This window comes from Citrobacter sp. RHBSTW-00524, assembly GCF_013747755.1.
GTDB classification, from domain to species: domain Bacteria; phylum Pseudomonadota; class Gammaproteobacteria; order Enterobacterales; family Enterobacteriaceae; genus Citrobacter; species Citrobacter braakii.
The window spans coordinates 395,837-408,409 of the sequence record NZ_CP056421.1; the positions used below are offsets into that span (position 1 = coordinate 395,837).

27 protein-coding genes are annotated in these 12,573 nt (G+C 49.7%); 26 read left to right on the forward strand and 1 reads right to left on the reverse strand.

Annotated features, from left to right (window positions below; genetic code table 11):
* The first annotated feature begins 12 nt into the window (after positions 1 to 12).
* From rpsS to arfA, 26 genes are all read left to right on the forward strand, one after another.
* Complete coding sequence (gene rpsS, locus HV229_RS01840) at positions 13 to 291, forward strand: 30S ribosomal protein S19 (protein ID WP_001138115.1); 279 nt, start codon at positions 13 to 15, stop codon at positions 289 to 291.
* A 14-nt stretch (positions 292 to 305) separates the two neighbouring features.
* A complete protein-coding gene (gene rplV, locus HV229_RS01845; RefSeq protein WP_000448832.1) occupies positions 306 to 638 on the forward strand; it encodes a 50S ribosomal protein L22 in 333 nt (110 codons plus the stop codon).
* 17 nt (positions 639 to 655) lie between these two features.
* Positions 656 to 1,357: a 30S ribosomal protein S3 gene (rpsC, locus tag HV229_RS01850; RefSeq protein WP_000529945.1), complete on the forward strand. Its 702-nt coding sequence runs from the start codon at positions 656 to 658 to the stop codon at positions 1,355 to 1,357.
* Between the two features lie 12 nt (positions 1,358 to 1,369).
* Positions 1,370 to 1,780 carry a 50S ribosomal protein L16 gene (gene rplP, locus HV229_RS01855; protein ID WP_000941212.1) on the forward strand — a complete coding sequence of 137 codons (411 nt, stop codon included), beginning with the start codon at positions 1,370 to 1,372 and terminating at the stop codon, positions 1,778 to 1,780.
* Positions 1,780 to 1,971 (forward strand): 50S ribosomal protein L29, encoded by a 192-nt coding sequence (gene rpmC, locus HV229_RS01860; protein WP_000644742.1) that lies wholly within the window; start codon positions 1,780 to 1,782, stop codon positions 1,969 to 1,971. The genes rplP and rpmC overlap by 1 nt, the downstream gene beginning before the upstream one ends.
* The gene (rpsQ, locus tag HV229_RS01865; RefSeq protein ID WP_003031120.1) at positions 1,971 to 2,225 is read left to right on the forward strand and encodes a 30S ribosomal protein S17; all 255 of its coding nucleotides are present in this window, start codon (positions 1,971 to 1,973) and stop codon (positions 2,223 to 2,225) included. Before rpmC ends, rpsQ begins: the two co-directional genes overlap by 1 nt.
* Positions 2,226 to 2,388: 163 nt before the next feature.
* Positions 2,389 to 2,760 (forward strand): 50S ribosomal protein L14, encoded by a 372-nt coding sequence (gene rplN / locus HV229_RS01870; protein ID WP_000613954.1) that lies wholly within the window; start codon positions 2,389 to 2,391, stop codon positions 2,758 to 2,760.
* A gap of 10 nt (positions 2,761 to 2,770) precedes the next feature.
* Positions 2,771 to 3,085, forward strand: coding sequence for a 50S ribosomal protein L24 (gene rplX / locus HV229_RS01875; RefSeq protein WP_003031122.1), 315 nt, complete (start codon positions 2,771 to 2,773; stop codon positions 3,083 to 3,085).
* 14 nt (positions 3,086 to 3,099) lie between these two features.
* Complete coding sequence (rplE, locus tag HV229_RS01880) at positions 3,100 to 3,639, forward strand: 50S ribosomal protein L5 (protein ID WP_003031123.1); 540 nt, start codon at positions 3,100 to 3,102, stop codon at positions 3,637 to 3,639.
* 14 nt (positions 3,640 to 3,653) lie between these two features.
* On the forward strand, positions 3,654 to 3,959 hold the full coding sequence (rpsN, locus tag HV229_RS01885) for a 30S ribosomal protein S14 (RefSeq protein WP_181546798.1): 306 nt from the start codon (positions 3,654 to 3,656) through the stop codon (positions 3,957 to 3,959).
* Positions 3,960 to 3,989: 30 nt separating this feature from the next.
* On the forward strand, positions 3,990 to 4,382 hold the full coding sequence (gene rpsH / locus HV229_RS01890) for a 30S ribosomal protein S8 (RefSeq protein WP_003031127.1): 393 nt from the start codon (positions 3,990 to 3,992) through the stop codon (positions 4,380 to 4,382).
* A 12-nt stretch (positions 4,383 to 4,394) separates the two neighbouring features.
* Positions 4,395 to 4,928, forward strand: coding sequence for a 50S ribosomal protein L6 (gene rplF, locus HV229_RS01895; protein ID WP_003031129.1), 534 nt, complete (start codon positions 4,395 to 4,397; stop codon positions 4,926 to 4,928).
* Positions 4,929 to 4,937: 9 nt separating this feature from the next.
* On the forward strand, positions 4,938 to 5,291 hold the full coding sequence (rplR, locus tag HV229_RS01900; protein ID WP_000358960.1) for a 50S ribosomal protein L18: 354 nt from the start codon (positions 4,938 to 4,940) through the stop codon (positions 5,289 to 5,291).
* Between the two features lie 14 nt (positions 5,292 to 5,305).
* The gene (gene rpsE / locus HV229_RS01905; protein WP_003031131.1) at positions 5,306 to 5,809 is read left to right on the forward strand and encodes a 30S ribosomal protein S5; all 504 of its coding nucleotides are present in this window, start codon (positions 5,306 to 5,308) and stop codon (positions 5,807 to 5,809) included.
* A 3-nt stretch (positions 5,810 to 5,812) separates the two neighbouring features.
* Positions 5,813 to 5,992, forward strand: a complete 180-nt coding sequence (gene rpmD, locus HV229_RS01910; RefSeq protein WP_001140434.1) for a 50S ribosomal protein L30 — start codon at positions 5,813 to 5,815, stop codon at positions 5,990 to 5,992.
* Between the two features lie 3 nt (positions 5,993 to 5,995).
* Complete coding sequence (gene rplO, locus HV229_RS01915) at positions 5,996 to 6,430, forward strand: 50S ribosomal protein L15 (protein WP_003031132.1); 435 nt, start codon at positions 5,996 to 5,998, stop codon at positions 6,428 to 6,430.
* 7 nt (positions 6,431 to 6,437) lie between these two features.
* The gene (secY, locus tag HV229_RS01920; RefSeq protein ID WP_001118864.1) at positions 6,438 to 7,769 is read left to right on the forward strand and encodes a preprotein translocase subunit SecY; all 1,332 of its coding nucleotides are present in this window, start codon (positions 6,438 to 6,440) and stop codon (positions 7,767 to 7,769) included.
* 30 nt (positions 7,770 to 7,799) lie between these two features.
* Positions 7,800 to 7,916, forward strand: a complete 117-nt coding sequence (rpmJ, locus tag HV229_RS01925) for a 50S ribosomal protein L36 (protein WP_000868187.1) — start codon at positions 7,800 to 7,802, stop codon at positions 7,914 to 7,916.
* A 146-nt stretch (positions 7,917 to 8,062) separates the two neighbouring features.
* Positions 8,063 to 8,419 carry a 30S ribosomal protein S13 gene (rpsM, locus tag HV229_RS01930; RefSeq protein WP_003031135.1) on the forward strand — a complete coding sequence of 119 codons (357 nt, stop codon included), beginning with the start codon at positions 8,063 to 8,065 and terminating at the stop codon, positions 8,417 to 8,419.
* Positions 8,420 to 8,435: 16 nt separating this feature from the next.
* Positions 8,436 to 8,825 carry a 30S ribosomal protein S11 gene (rpsK, locus tag HV229_RS01935; RefSeq protein WP_003031137.1) on the forward strand — a complete coding sequence of 130 codons (390 nt, stop codon included), beginning with the start codon at positions 8,436 to 8,438 and terminating at the stop codon, positions 8,823 to 8,825.
* Between the two features lie 33 nt (positions 8,826 to 8,858).
* Entirely contained in the window at positions 8,859 to 9,479 is a 621-nt protein-coding gene (gene rpsD / locus HV229_RS01940) for a 30S ribosomal protein S4 (RefSeq protein WP_003031138.1), read from the forward strand.
* A 25-nt stretch (positions 9,480 to 9,504) separates the two neighbouring features.
* The gene (rpoA, locus tag HV229_RS01945) at positions 9,505 to 10,494 is read left to right on the forward strand and encodes a DNA-directed RNA polymerase subunit alpha (protein WP_003031139.1); all 990 of its coding nucleotides are present in this window, start codon (positions 9,505 to 9,507) and stop codon (positions 10,492 to 10,494) included.
* 40 nt (positions 10,495 to 10,534) lie between these two features.
* Positions 10,535 to 10,918 (forward strand): 50S ribosomal protein L17, encoded by a 384-nt coding sequence (gene rplQ, locus HV229_RS01950; protein ID WP_001216370.1) that lies wholly within the window; start codon positions 10,535 to 10,537, stop codon positions 10,916 to 10,918.
* 106 nt (positions 10,919 to 11,024) lie between these two features.
* Entirely contained in the window at positions 11,025 to 11,393 is a 369-nt protein-coding gene (locus tag HV229_RS01955) for a DUF1992 domain-containing protein (RefSeq protein ID WP_181546800.1), read from the forward strand.
* A 10-nt stretch (positions 11,394 to 11,403) separates the two neighbouring features.
* On the forward strand, positions 11,404 to 11,829 hold the full coding sequence (gene zntR, locus HV229_RS01960; RefSeq protein WP_016154744.1) for a Zn(2+)-responsive transcriptional regulator: 426 nt from the start codon (positions 11,404 to 11,406) through the stop codon (positions 11,827 to 11,829).
* 56 nt (positions 11,830 to 11,885) lie between these two features.
* Entirely contained in the window at positions 11,886 to 12,104 is a 219-nt protein-coding gene (arfA, locus tag HV229_RS01965; RefSeq protein WP_016157605.1) for an alternative ribosome-rescue factor ArfA, read from the forward strand.
* Here arfA and mscL read toward each other — a convergent pair.
* Entirely contained in the window at positions 12,101 to 12,514 is a 414-nt protein-coding gene (mscL, locus tag HV229_RS01970) for a large-conductance mechanosensitive channel protein MscL (protein ID WP_016154742.1), read from the reverse strand. The two genes, arfA and mscL, sit on opposite strands and share 4 nt — an antisense overlap.
* Positions 12,515 to 12,573: the final 59 nt, after the last annotated feature.

Below are 12,573 nucleotides of genomic sequence, written 5' to 3' on the forward strand. Positions count from 1 at the left end.
AGAGGATAAGCCATGCCACGTTCTCTCAAGAAAGGTCCTTTTATTGACCTGCACTTGCTGAAGAAGGTAGAGAAAGCGGTGGAAAGCGGAGACAAGAAGCCCCTGCGCACTTGGTCCCGTCGTTCAACGATCTTTCCTAACATGATCGGTTTGACCATCGCTGTCCATAATGGTCGTCAGCACGTTCCGGTATTTGTTTCCGACGAAATGGTCGGTCACAAACTGGGTGAATTCGCACCGACTCGTACTTATCGCGGCCATGCTGCTGATAAAAAAGCGAAGAAGAAATAAGGTAGGAGGAAGAGATGGAAACTTTAGCTCAACATCGCCATGCTCGTTCTTCTGCTCAGAAGGTTCGCCTTGTTGCAGACCTGATTCGCGGTAAGAAAGTGTCGCAGGCTCTGGATATTCTGACCTACACCAATAAGAAAGCGGCTGTACTGGTCAAGAAAGTCCTGGAATCTGCCATTGCTAACGCTGAACACAACGATGGCGCTGACATTGACGATCTGAAAGTTACGAAAATTTTCGTAGACGAAGGCCCGAGCATGAAGCGCATTATGCCGCGTGCAAAAGGTCGTGCAGATCGCATCCTGAAGCGCACCAGCCACATTACTGTGGTTGTGTCCGATCGCTGAGACTCTGGAGACTAGCAATGGGTCAGAAAGTACATCCTAATGGTATTCGCCTGGGTATTGTAAAACCATGGAACTCAACCTGGTTTGCGAACACCAAAGAATTCGCTGACAACCTGGACAGCGATTTTAAAGTACGTCAGTACCTGACTAAGGAACTGGCTAAAGCGTCTGTATCTCGTATCGTTATCGAGCGTCCGGCTAAGAGCATCCGTGTGACCATTCACACCGCTCGCCCGGGTATCGTTATCGGTAAGAAAGGTGAAGACGTAGAAAAACTGCGCAAAGTCGTAGCGGATATTGCTGGCGTTCCTGCTCAGATCAATATCGCCGAAGTGCGTAAGCCTGAACTGGATGCAAAATTGGTTGCTGACAGCATCACTTCTCAGCTGGAACGTCGTGTTATGTTCCGTCGTGCTATGAAGCGTGCTGTACAGAACGCAATGCGTCTGGGCGCTAAAGGTATTAAAGTTGAAGTTAGCGGCCGTCTGGGCGGCGCGGAAATCGCACGTACCGAATGGTACCGCGAAGGTCGCGTACCTCTGCACACTCTGCGTGCTGACATCGACTACAACACCTCTGAAGCGCACACCACTTACGGTGTAATCGGCGTTAAAGTGTGGATCTTCAAAGGCGAGATCCTGGGTGGTATGGCTGCTGTTGAACAACCGGAAAAACCGGCTGCGCAACCTAAAAAGCAGCAGCGTAAAGGCCGTAAATAAGGAGCGTCGCTGATGTTACAACCAAAGCGTACAAAATTCCGTAAAATGCACAAAGGCCGTAACCGCGGTCTGGCGCAGGGTACGGATGTTAGCTTCGGCAGCTTCGGTCTGAAAGCTGTTGGCCGTGGTCGTCTGACTGCCCGTCAGATCGAAGCAGCACGTCGTGCTATGACCCGTGCAGTTAAGCGTCAAGGTAAGATCTGGATCCGTGTATTCCCGGACAAACCGATCACTGAAAAGCCGCTGGCAGTGCGTATGGGTAAAGGTAAAGGTAACGTGGAGTATTGGGTTGCCTTGATTCAGCCGGGTAAAGTCCTGTATGAAATGGACGGCGTACCGGAAGAGCTGGCCCGTGAAGCATTCAAGCTGGCAGCAGCGAAACTGCCGATTAAAACCACCTTTGTAACTAAGACGGTGATGTAATGAAAGCAAAAGAGCTGCGTGAGAAGAGTGTTGAAGAGCTGAACACCGAGCTGCTGAATCTGCTGCGTGAGCAGTTCAACCTGCGTATGCAGGCTGCAAGTGGCCAGCTGCAACAGTCTCACCTGTTGAAGCAAGTGCGTCGTGATGTCGCACGCGTTAAGACTTTACTGACTGAGAAGGCGGGTGCGTAATGACCGATAAAATCCGTACTCTGCAAGGTCGCGTTGTTAGCGATAAAATGGAGAAATCCATCGTTGTTGCTATCGAACGTTTTGTGAAACACCCGATCTACGGTAAATTCATTAAGCGTACGACCAAACTGCACGTACATGACGAGAACAACGAATGCGGTACTGGTGACGTGGTTGAAATCCGCGAATGCCGTCCGCTGTCCAAGACCAAGTCTTGGACGCTGGTTCGCGTTGTAGAGAAAGCCGTTCTGTAATACAGTAGGCATTCTCAACGAATAAACGGCTCAGCGATGAGCCGTTTATTTTTTCTACCCATATCGTTGAAGCGGTGTTATAATGCCGCGCCCCCGATATGGGGCTTTTTTAACGACCTGATTTTCGGGTCTCAGTAGTAGTTGACATTAGCGGAGCACTAAAATGATCCAAGAACAGACTATGCTGAACGTCGCCGACAACTCCGGTGCACGTCGCGTAATGTGTATCAAGGTTCTGGGTGGCTCGCACCGTCGCTACGCAGGCGTCGGCGATATCATCAAGATCACCATCAAGGAAGCAATTCCGCGTGGTAAGGTCAAAAAAGGTGATGTGCTGAAGGCGGTAGTGGTGCGCACCAAGAAGGGTGTTCGTCGCCCGGACGGTTCTGTCATTCGCTTCGATGGTAATGCATGCGTTATTTTAAACAATAACAGCGAGCAACCTATCGGTACGCGTATTTTTGGGCCGGTAACTCGTGAACTTCGTAACGAGAAGTTCATGAAAATTATCTCTCTGGCACCAGAAGTACTCTAAGGAGCGAATCATGGCAGCGAAGATCCGTCGTGATGACGAAGTTATCGTGTTAACCGGTAAAGATAAAGGTAAACGCGGTAAAGTTAAGAATGTCCTGTCTTCCGGCAAGGTCATTGTTGAAGGTATCAACCTGGTTAAGAAACATCAGAAGCCGGTTCCGGCCCTGAACCAACCAGGCGGCATTGTAGAGAAAGAAGCAGCTATTCAGATCTCTAACCTTGCTATCTTCAACGCGGCAACCGGCAAGGCTGACCGTGTAGGCTTTAGATTCGAAGACGGCAAAAAAGTCCGTTTCTTTAAATCTAACAGCGAAACTATCAAGTAATTTGGAGTAGTACGATGGCGAAACTGCATGATTACTACAAAGACGAAGTAGTCGCTAAACTCATGACTGAGTTTAACTACAATTCTGTCATGCAAGTCCCTCGGGTCGAGAAGATCACCCTGAACATGGGTGTTGGTGAAGCGATCGCTGACAAGAAACTGCTGGATAACGCAGCAGCTGACCTGACAGCAATCTCCGGTCAAAAACCGCTGATCACCAAAGCACGCAAATCAGTTGCAGGCTTCAAAATCCGTCAGGGCTATCCGATCGGCTGTAAAGTAACTCTGCGTGGCGAACGCATGTGGGAGTTCTTTGAGCGCCTGATCACTATTGCTGTTCCACGTATCCGTGACTTCCGTGGCTTGTCCGCTAAGTCTTTCGACGGTCGTGGTAACTACAGCATGGGTGTCCGTGAGCAGATCATCTTCCCAGAAATCGACTACGATAAAGTCGACCGCGTGCGTGGTTTGGATATTACCATTACCACTACTGCGAAATCTGATGAAGAAGGCCGTGCTCTGCTGGCTGCCTTTGACTTCCCGTTCCGCAAGTAAGGTAGGGTTACTGAATGGCTAAGCAATCAATGAAAGCACGCGAAATAAAGCGCGTAGCTTTAGCTGATAAGTACTTCGCAAAACGCGCTGAACTGAAAGCTATTATCTCTGATGTGAACGCGACCGACGAAGATCGTTGGAACGCAGTTCTCAAGCTGCAGTCTCTGCCGCGTGATTCCAGCCCGTCCCGTCAGCGTAACCGCTGCCGTCAAACAGGTCGTCCGCATGGCTATGTGGGCAAGTTCGGGTTGAGCCGTATCAAACTGCGTGAAGCCGCTATGCGCGGTGAAGTACCAGGCTTGAAAAAGGCTAGCTGGTAATTACCAATTGAATCACGGGAGTAAAGACAGATGAGCATGCAAGATCCGATCGCGGATATGCTGACCCGTATCCGTAACGGTCAGGCCGCGAATAAAGCTGCGGTCACCATGCCTTCCTCCAAGCTGAAAGTGGCAATTGCCAACGTGCTGAAGGAAGAAGGTTTTATTGAAGATTTTAAAGTTGAAGGCGACACCAAGCCGGAACTGGAACTTACTCTTAAGTATTTCCAGGGTAAAGCTGTTGTAGAAAGCATTCAGCGTGTCAGTCGCCCAGGTCTGCGCATTTATAAGCGTAAAGACGAGCTGCCGAAAGTTATGGCTGGCATGGGTATCGCAGTTGTTTCTACCTCTAAAGGTGTTATGACTGATCGTGCAGCGCGCCAGGCTGGTCTTGGTGGCGAAATTATCTGCTACGTAGCCTAATCGGAGGAAAAAATGTCTCGTGTTGCTAAAGCACCGGTCGTTATTCCTGCCGGCGTTGACGTAAAAATCAACGGTCAGGTTATTACGATCAAAGGTAAAAACGGCGAGCTGACTCGTACTCTCAACGATGCTGTTGCAGTAAATCATGCAGATAATGCACTGACCTTCGGTCCGCGTGATGGTTACGCAGATGGATGGGCTCAGGCTGGTACCGCGCGTGCCCTGCTGAATGCAATGGTTGTCGGTGTTACCGAAGGCTTCACTAAGAAGCTACAGCTGGTTGGTGTAGGTTATCGTGCAGCGGTTAAAGGGAATGTAGTAAACCTGGCTTTAGGTTTCTCTCACCCTGTTGACCATCAGCTGCCTGCGGGTATTACTGCAGAATGTCCGTCTCAGACTGAAATCGTGCTGAAAGGCGCTGATAAACAGCTGATCGGTCAGGTTGCAGCAGATCTGCGCGCCTACCGTCGTCCTGAGCCTTATAAAGGCAAGGGTGTTCGTTACGCCGACGAAGTCGTGCGTACCAAAGAGGCTAAGAAGAAGTAAGGTAACACTATGGATAAGAAATCTGCTCGTATCCGTCGTGCGACCCGCGCACGCCGCAAGCTCCAGGAGCTGGGCGCAACTCGCCTGGTGGTACATCGTACCCCGCGTCATATTTACGCACAGGTAATTGCACCGAACGGTTCTGAAGTTCTGGTAGCTGCTTCTACTGTAGAAAAAGCTATCGCTGAACAATTGAAGTACACCGGTAACAAAGACGCTGCTGCAGCTGTAGGTAAAGCTGTTGCTGAACGCGCTCTGGAAAAAGGCATCAAAGATGTTTCTTTTGACCGTTCCGGGTTCCAATATCATGGTCGTGTCCAGGCACTGGCAGATGCTGCCCGTGAAGCTGGCCTTCAGTTCTAAGGTAGAGGTGTAAGATGGCTCACATCGAAAAACAAGCTGGCGAACTGCAGGAAAAGCTGATCGCGGTTAACCGCGTATCTAAAACCGTTAAAGGTGGTCGTATTTTCTCCTTCACAGCTCTGACTGTAGTTGGTGATGGTAACGGTCGCGTTGGTTTTGGTTACGGTAAAGCGCGTGAAGTTCCAGCAGCGATCCAGAAAGCGATGGAAAAAGCCCGTCGCAATATGATTAACGTCGCGCTGAACCACGGCACCCTGCAGCACCCGGTTAAGGGTACTCACACGGGTTCTCGTGTATTCATGCAGCCGGCTTCCGAAGGTACCGGTATCATCGCCGGTGGTGCAATGCGCGCCGTTCTGGAAGTCGCTGGAGTTCGTAACGTTCTGGCTAAAGCGTATGGTTCTACTAACCCGATTAACGTGGTTCGTGCAACTATCGATGGCCTGGAAAATATGAAATCTCCGGAAATGGTCGCTGCCAAGCGTGGTAAATCCGTTGAAGAAATTCTGGGGAAATAAACCATGGCAAAGACTATTAAAATTACTCAAACCCGCAGTGCAATCGGTCGTCTGCCGAAACATAAGGCAACGCTGCTTGGCCTGGGTCTGCGTCGTATTGGTCACACCGTAGAGCGCGAGGATACTCCTGCTGTTCGTGGTATGGTCAACGCGGTTTCCTTCATGGTTAAAGTTGAGGAGTAAGAGATGCGTTTAAATACTCTGTCTCCGGCCGAAGGCTCTAAAAAAGCGGCTCGCCGCCTGGGTCGTGGTATCGGTTCTGGCCTCGGTAAAACCGGTGGTCGTGGTCACAAAGGTCAGAAGTCTCGTTCTGGCGGTGGCGTACGTCGCGGTTTCGAGGGTGGTCAGATGCCTCTGTACCGTCGTCTGCCGAAATTCGGCTTCACTTCACGTAAAGCAGCGATTACAGCCGAAGTTCGTCTGTCTGACCTGGCTAAAGTTGAAGGCGGTGTTGTAGACCTGAACACGCTGAAAGCAGCTAACATTATCGGTATCCAGATCGAGTTCGCGAAAGTGATTCTGGCTGGTGAAGTCACTACTCCGGTAACTGTTCGTGGCCTGCGTGTTACTAAAGGCGCTCGTGCTGCTATCGAAGCTGCTGGCGGTAAAATCGAGGAATAAGTAGCAGATGGCTAAACAACCGGGATTAGATTTTCAAAGTGCCAAAGGTGGCTTAGGCGAGCTGAAACGCAGACTGCTGTTTGTAATCGGCGCGCTGATTGTGTTCCGTATTGGCTCTTTCATTCCGATCCCTGGTATTGATGCCGCTGTACTTGCCAAACTGCTTGAGCAACAGCGAGGCACCATCATTGAAATGTTTAACATGTTCTCTGGTGGTGCCCTCAGCCGTGCTTCTATCTTTGCTCTGGGGATCATGCCGTATATTTCGGCGTCGATTATTATCCAGCTGCTGACGGTGGTTCATCCAACGCTGGCAGAAATTAAGAAAGAAGGGGAGTCTGGTCGTCGTAAGATCAGCCAGTACACCCGCTACGGTACTCTGGTGCTGGCAATATTCCAGTCGATCGGTATTGCTACCGGTCTGCCGAATATGCCTGGTATGCAGGGCCTGGTAATGAATCCAGGCTTTGCATTCTATTTCACCGCTGTTGTAAGTCTGGTTACAGGGACGATGTTCCTGATGTGGTTGGGCGAACAGATTACTGAACGTGGTATCGGCAACGGTATCTCAATCATTATCTTCGCCGGTATTGTCGCGGGACTCCCGCCAGCCATTGCCCATACTATCGAGCAAGCGCGTCAAGGCGACCTGCACTTCCTCGTGTTGCTGTTGGTTGCAGTATTAGTATTTGCAGTGACGTTCTTTGTTGTATTTGTTGAGCGTGGTCAACGCCGCATTGTGGTAAACTACGCGAAACGTCAGCAAGGTCGTCGTGTCTATGCTGCACAGAGCACACATTTACCGCTGAAAGTGAATATGGCGGGGGTAATCCCGGCAATCTTCGCTTCCAGTATTATTCTGTTCCCAGCGACCATCGCGTCATGGTTCGGGGGCGGGACTGGTTGGAACTGGCTGACAACAATTTCGCTGTATTTGCAGCCTGGGCAACCGCTTTATGTGTTACTCTATGCGTCTGCAATCATATTCTTCTGTTTCTTCTACACGGCGTTGGTTTTCAACCCGCGTGAAACAGCAGATAACCTGAAGAAGTCCGGTGCATTTGTACCAGGAATTCGTCCGGGAGAGCAAACGGCGAAGTATATCGATAAAGTAATGACCCGCCTGACTCTGGTTGGTGCGCTCTACATTACCTTTATCTGCCTGATCCCGGAGTTCATGCGTGATGCAATGAAAGTACCGTTCTACTTCGGTGGGACCTCACTGCTTATCGTTGTTGTCGTGATTATGGACTTTATGGCTCAAGTGCAAACTCTGATGATGTCAAGTCAGTACGAGTCTGCATTGAAGAAGGCGAATCTGAAAGGCTACGGCCGTTAACAGTCGCCCGAGAAGTTACGGAGAGTAAAAATGAAAGTTCGTGCTTCCGTCAAGAAATTATGCCGTAACTGCAAAATCGTTAAGCGTGATGGTGTCATCCGTGTGATTTGCAGTGCCGAGCCGAAGCATAAACAGCGCCAAGGCTGATTTATTCGCATATTTTTCTTGCAAAGTTGGGTTGAGCTGGCTAGATTAGCCAGCCAATCTTTTGTATGTCTGTGCGTTTCCATTTGAGTATCCTGAAAACGGGCTTTTCAGCATGGTGCGTACATATTAAATAGTAGGAGTGCATAGTGGCCCGTATAGCAGGCATTAACATTCCTGATCAGAAACATGCTGTGATCGCATTAACTTCGATCTACGGCGTCGGCAAGACCCGTTCTAAAGCCATTCTGGCTGCCGCGGGTATCGCTGAAGATGTTAAGATCAGTGAGCTGTCTGAAGAACAAATCGACACGCTGCGTGACGAAGTTGCCAAATTTGTCGTTGAAGGTGATCTGCGCCGTGAAGTTAGCATGAGCATCAAGCGCCTTATGGACCTTGGTTGCTATCGCGGTTTGCGTCATCGTCGTGGTCTCCCGGTTCGCGGTCAGCGTACCAAGACCAACGCACGTACCCGTAAGGGTCCGCGCAAACCGATCAAGAAATAATCGGGGTGATTGAATAATGGCAAAGGCACCAATTCGTGCACGTAAACGTGTAAGAAAACAAGTCTCTGACGGCGTGGCTCATATCCATGCTTCTTTTAACAACACCATCGTTACCATTACTGATCGTCAGGGTAACGCACTGGGTTGGGCAACAGCCGGTGGTTCCGGTTTCCGTGGTTCTCGCAAATCCACTCCGTTTGCAGCTCAGGTTGCAGCAGAGCGTTGCGCTGAAGCCGTAAAAGAATACGGTATCAAGAATCTGGAAGTTATGGTCAAAGGACCGGGTCCAGGTCGCGAATCTACTGTTCGTGCTCTGAACGCCGCTGGTTTCCGCATCACTAATATTACTGATGTGACTCCGATCCCTCATAACGGTTGTCGTCCGCCGAAAAAACGTCGCGTATAACGCTGTCGTTTCTAGGATTGTTGGAGAAAGAAAATGGCAAGATATTTGGGTCCTAAGCTCAAGCTGAGCCGTCGTGAGGGCACTGACTTATTCCTTAAGTCTGGCGTTCGCGCGATCGATACCAAGTGTAAAATTGAACAAGCTCCTGGCCAGCACGGTGCGCGTAAACCGCGTCTGTCTGACTATGGTGTGCAGTTGCGTGAAAAGCAAAAAGTTCGCCGTATCTACGGTGTGCTGGAGCGTCAGTTCCGTAACTACTACAAAGAAGCAGCACGTCTGAAAGGCAACACCGGTGAAAACCTGTTGGGTCTGCTGGAAGGTCGTCTGGACAACGTTGTATACCGTATGGGCTTCGGTGCCACTCGTGCAGAAGCACGTCAGCTGGTCAGCCATAAAGCAATTATGGTAAACGGTCGTGTTGTTAACATCGCTTCTTATCAGGTTAGTCCGAATGACGTTGTTAGCATTCGTGAGAAAGCGAAGAAGCAGTCTCGCGTGAAAGCCGCTCTGGAGCTGGCTGAGCAGCGTGAAAAGCCAACCTGGCTGGAAGTTGATGCTGGCAAGATGGAAGGTACGTTCAAGCGTAAGCCGGAGCGTTCTGATCTGTCTGCGGACATTAACGAACACCTGATCGTCGAGCTTTACTCCAAGTAAAGCTTAGTACCAAAGAGAGGACACAATGCAGGGTTCTGTGACAGAGTTTCTAAAACCGCGCCTGGTAGATATCGAGCAAGTGAGTTCGACGCACGCCAAGGTGACCCTTGAGCCTTTAGAGCGTGGCTTTGGCCATACTTTGGGTAACGCACTGCGCCGTATTCTGCTCTCATCGATGCCGGGTTGCGCGGTGACCGAGGTTGAGATTGATGGTGTACTACATGAGTACAGCACCAAAGAAGGCGTTCAGGAAGATATCCTGGAAATCCTGCTCAACCTGAAAGGGCTGGCGGTGAGAGTTCAGGGTAAAGATGACGTTATTCTTACCTTGAATAAATCTGGCATTGGCCCTGTGACTGCAGCCGACATTACCCATGATGGTGATGTCGAAATCGTCAAGCCACAGCACGTGATCTGCCACCTGACCGATGAGAATGCATCTATTAGCATGCGTATCAAAGTTCAGCGCGGTCGTGGTTATGTGCCGGCTTCTACCCGAATTCATTCGGAAGAAGATGAGCGCCCAATCGGCCGTCTGCTGGTCGACGCATGCTACAGCCCTGTAGAGCGTATTGCCTACAATGTTGAAGCAGCGCGTGTAGAACAGCGTACCGACCTGGACAAGCTGGTCATCGAAATGGAAACCAACGGCACAATCGATCCTGAAGAGGCGATTCGTCGTGCGGCAACCATTCTGGCTGAACAACTTGAAGCTTTCGTTGACTTACGTGATGTACGTCAGCCGGAAGTTAAAGAAGAGAAACCAGAATTCGATCCGATCCTGCTGCGCCCTGTTGACGATCTGGAATTGACTGTCCGCTCTGCTAACTGCCTCAAAGCAGAAGCTATCCACTATATCGGTGATCTGGTACAGCGTACTGAGGTTGAGCTTCTTAAGACGCCTAACCTTGGTAAAAAATCTCTTACTGAGATTAAAGACGTGCTGGCTTCCCGTGGACTGTCTCTGGGCATGCGCCTGGAAAACTGGCCACCGGCAAGCATCGCTGACGAGTAACCGGATCACAGGTTAAGGTTTTACTGAGAAGGATAAGGTCATGCGCCATCGTAAGAGTGGTCGTCAACTGAACCGCAACAGCAGCCATCGCCAGGCTATGTTCCGCAATATGGCAGGTTCACTGGTTCGTCATGAAATCATCAAGACGACTCTGCCGAAAGCGAAAGAGCTGCGTCGCGTAGTTGAGCCGCTGATTACTCTTGCCAAGACTGATAGCGTAGCTAATCGTCGTCTGGCATTCGCCCGTACTCGTGATAACGAGATCGTGGCAAAACTGTTTAACGAACTGGGCCCGCGTTTCGCGAGCCGCGCCGGTGGTTACACTCGCATTCTGAAGTGTGGCTTCCGTGCAGGCGACAACGCGCCGATGGCATACATCGAGCTGGTTGATCGTTCAGAGAAAACAGAAGCTGCTGCAGAGTAATCTGTAGTAACGTAAAAAAACCCGCCTCGGCGGGTTTTTTTATATCCGTCATATCCCCACTTACCTACAATATCTGTACTCTTTTTGTTCATCACTGGAGTGTTGTATGTGGTTACTGGACCAGTGGGCAGAGCGCCATATTATTGATGCACAGTCTAAAGGTGAGTTTGATGGTTTGCCTGGTACAGGAGAACCGTTGGTTCTTGACGATGATTCCCACATTCCGCCTGAGCTTCGAGCCGGATTCCGTTTATTAAAAAATGCGGGATGTCTTCCTCCTGAGCTTGAGCAGCGCAGAGAGGCAATACAACTGCTTGAAATGCTTGCAGGGATCCGCAAAGATGATCCCCATTATCAGGAAGTGAGTCGAAGACTGTCACTACTGGAACTGAAACTTCGGCAGGCTGGACTCAGCACCGAGTTTTTACACGGTGAATACGCAGATAAGCTGCTACAGAAGATCAACGACGAATAGCGGAGATAACATGTACCGTATTGGTGAATTAGCGAAACTGGCTGACGTGACGCCTGATACTATCCGCTACTATGAAAAGCAGCAGATGATGGAACATGAAATACGTACAGAAGGCGGGTTTCGTCTCTATACGGAAAGCGATCTTCAGCGTCTAAAGTTTATTCGCTATGCCCGTCAGCTTGGTTTCACTCTGGAATCGATCCGCGAACTGCTTTCGATCCGCATCGATCCCGAACACCATACCTGCCAGGAATCAAAAGGGATCGTCCAGGAAAGATTGCAGGAAGTGGAAGCGAGAATAGCTGAGCTTCAGGCGATGCAACGGTCGCTGCAGCGATTGAATGACGCGTGTTGTGGCAAGGCACACAGCAGCGTGTACTGCTCTATCCTTGAAGCACTTGAGCAAGGCGCCAGTGGATCACCATCAGGCTGTTGATTTATTGAACGGTCAGGTCTACACTCGCGGCGTAAATTACGACAACCGGAGGTATTATGAGTCGTTATCAGCACACTAAAGGGCAGATAAAAGATAACGCCATTGAGGCGCTTCTACATGACCCACTGTTCAGGCAGCGCGTTGAGAAAAATAAGAAAGGGAAAGGAAGTTATCTACGTAAAGGTAAACATGGTAATCGGGGTAACTGGGAGGCCAGTGGCAAGAAAGTCATTCACTTTTTTACCACTGGCCTTCTTGTTTCAGTGAGTGCTTAAGAGCGGTTATTCTGTTCTTTCAGCAGGTCACGAATTTCACTCAGCAATACTTCTTCTTTCGATGGCGCCGGCGGTGCTGCTGGCTCTTCCGCTTTTTTACGGTTCAGTTTGTTGATCAGCTTGATTGCCATAAAGATAGCAAACGCAACAATAACGAAATCAAAGATATTCTGAATAAATACACCGTAATGCATAACGACTGCAGGGATATCTCCCTGTGCATCACGTAGTGTTAAAGCAAACTGTTTAAAATCAATTCCACCAATTAACAACCCCAGCGGCGGCATGATGATATCGGCAACCAGTGATGAAACAATCTTCCCAAATGCCGCACCAATAATGACACCCACTGCCAAATCGACAACATTCCCGCGCATCGCGAATTCGCGAAATTCTTTAATAATGCTCATCTTATTCTCCCTATGCAGCTGACGTTTATAAGTTTAACAAATGTTTAGGCAATTTCCAT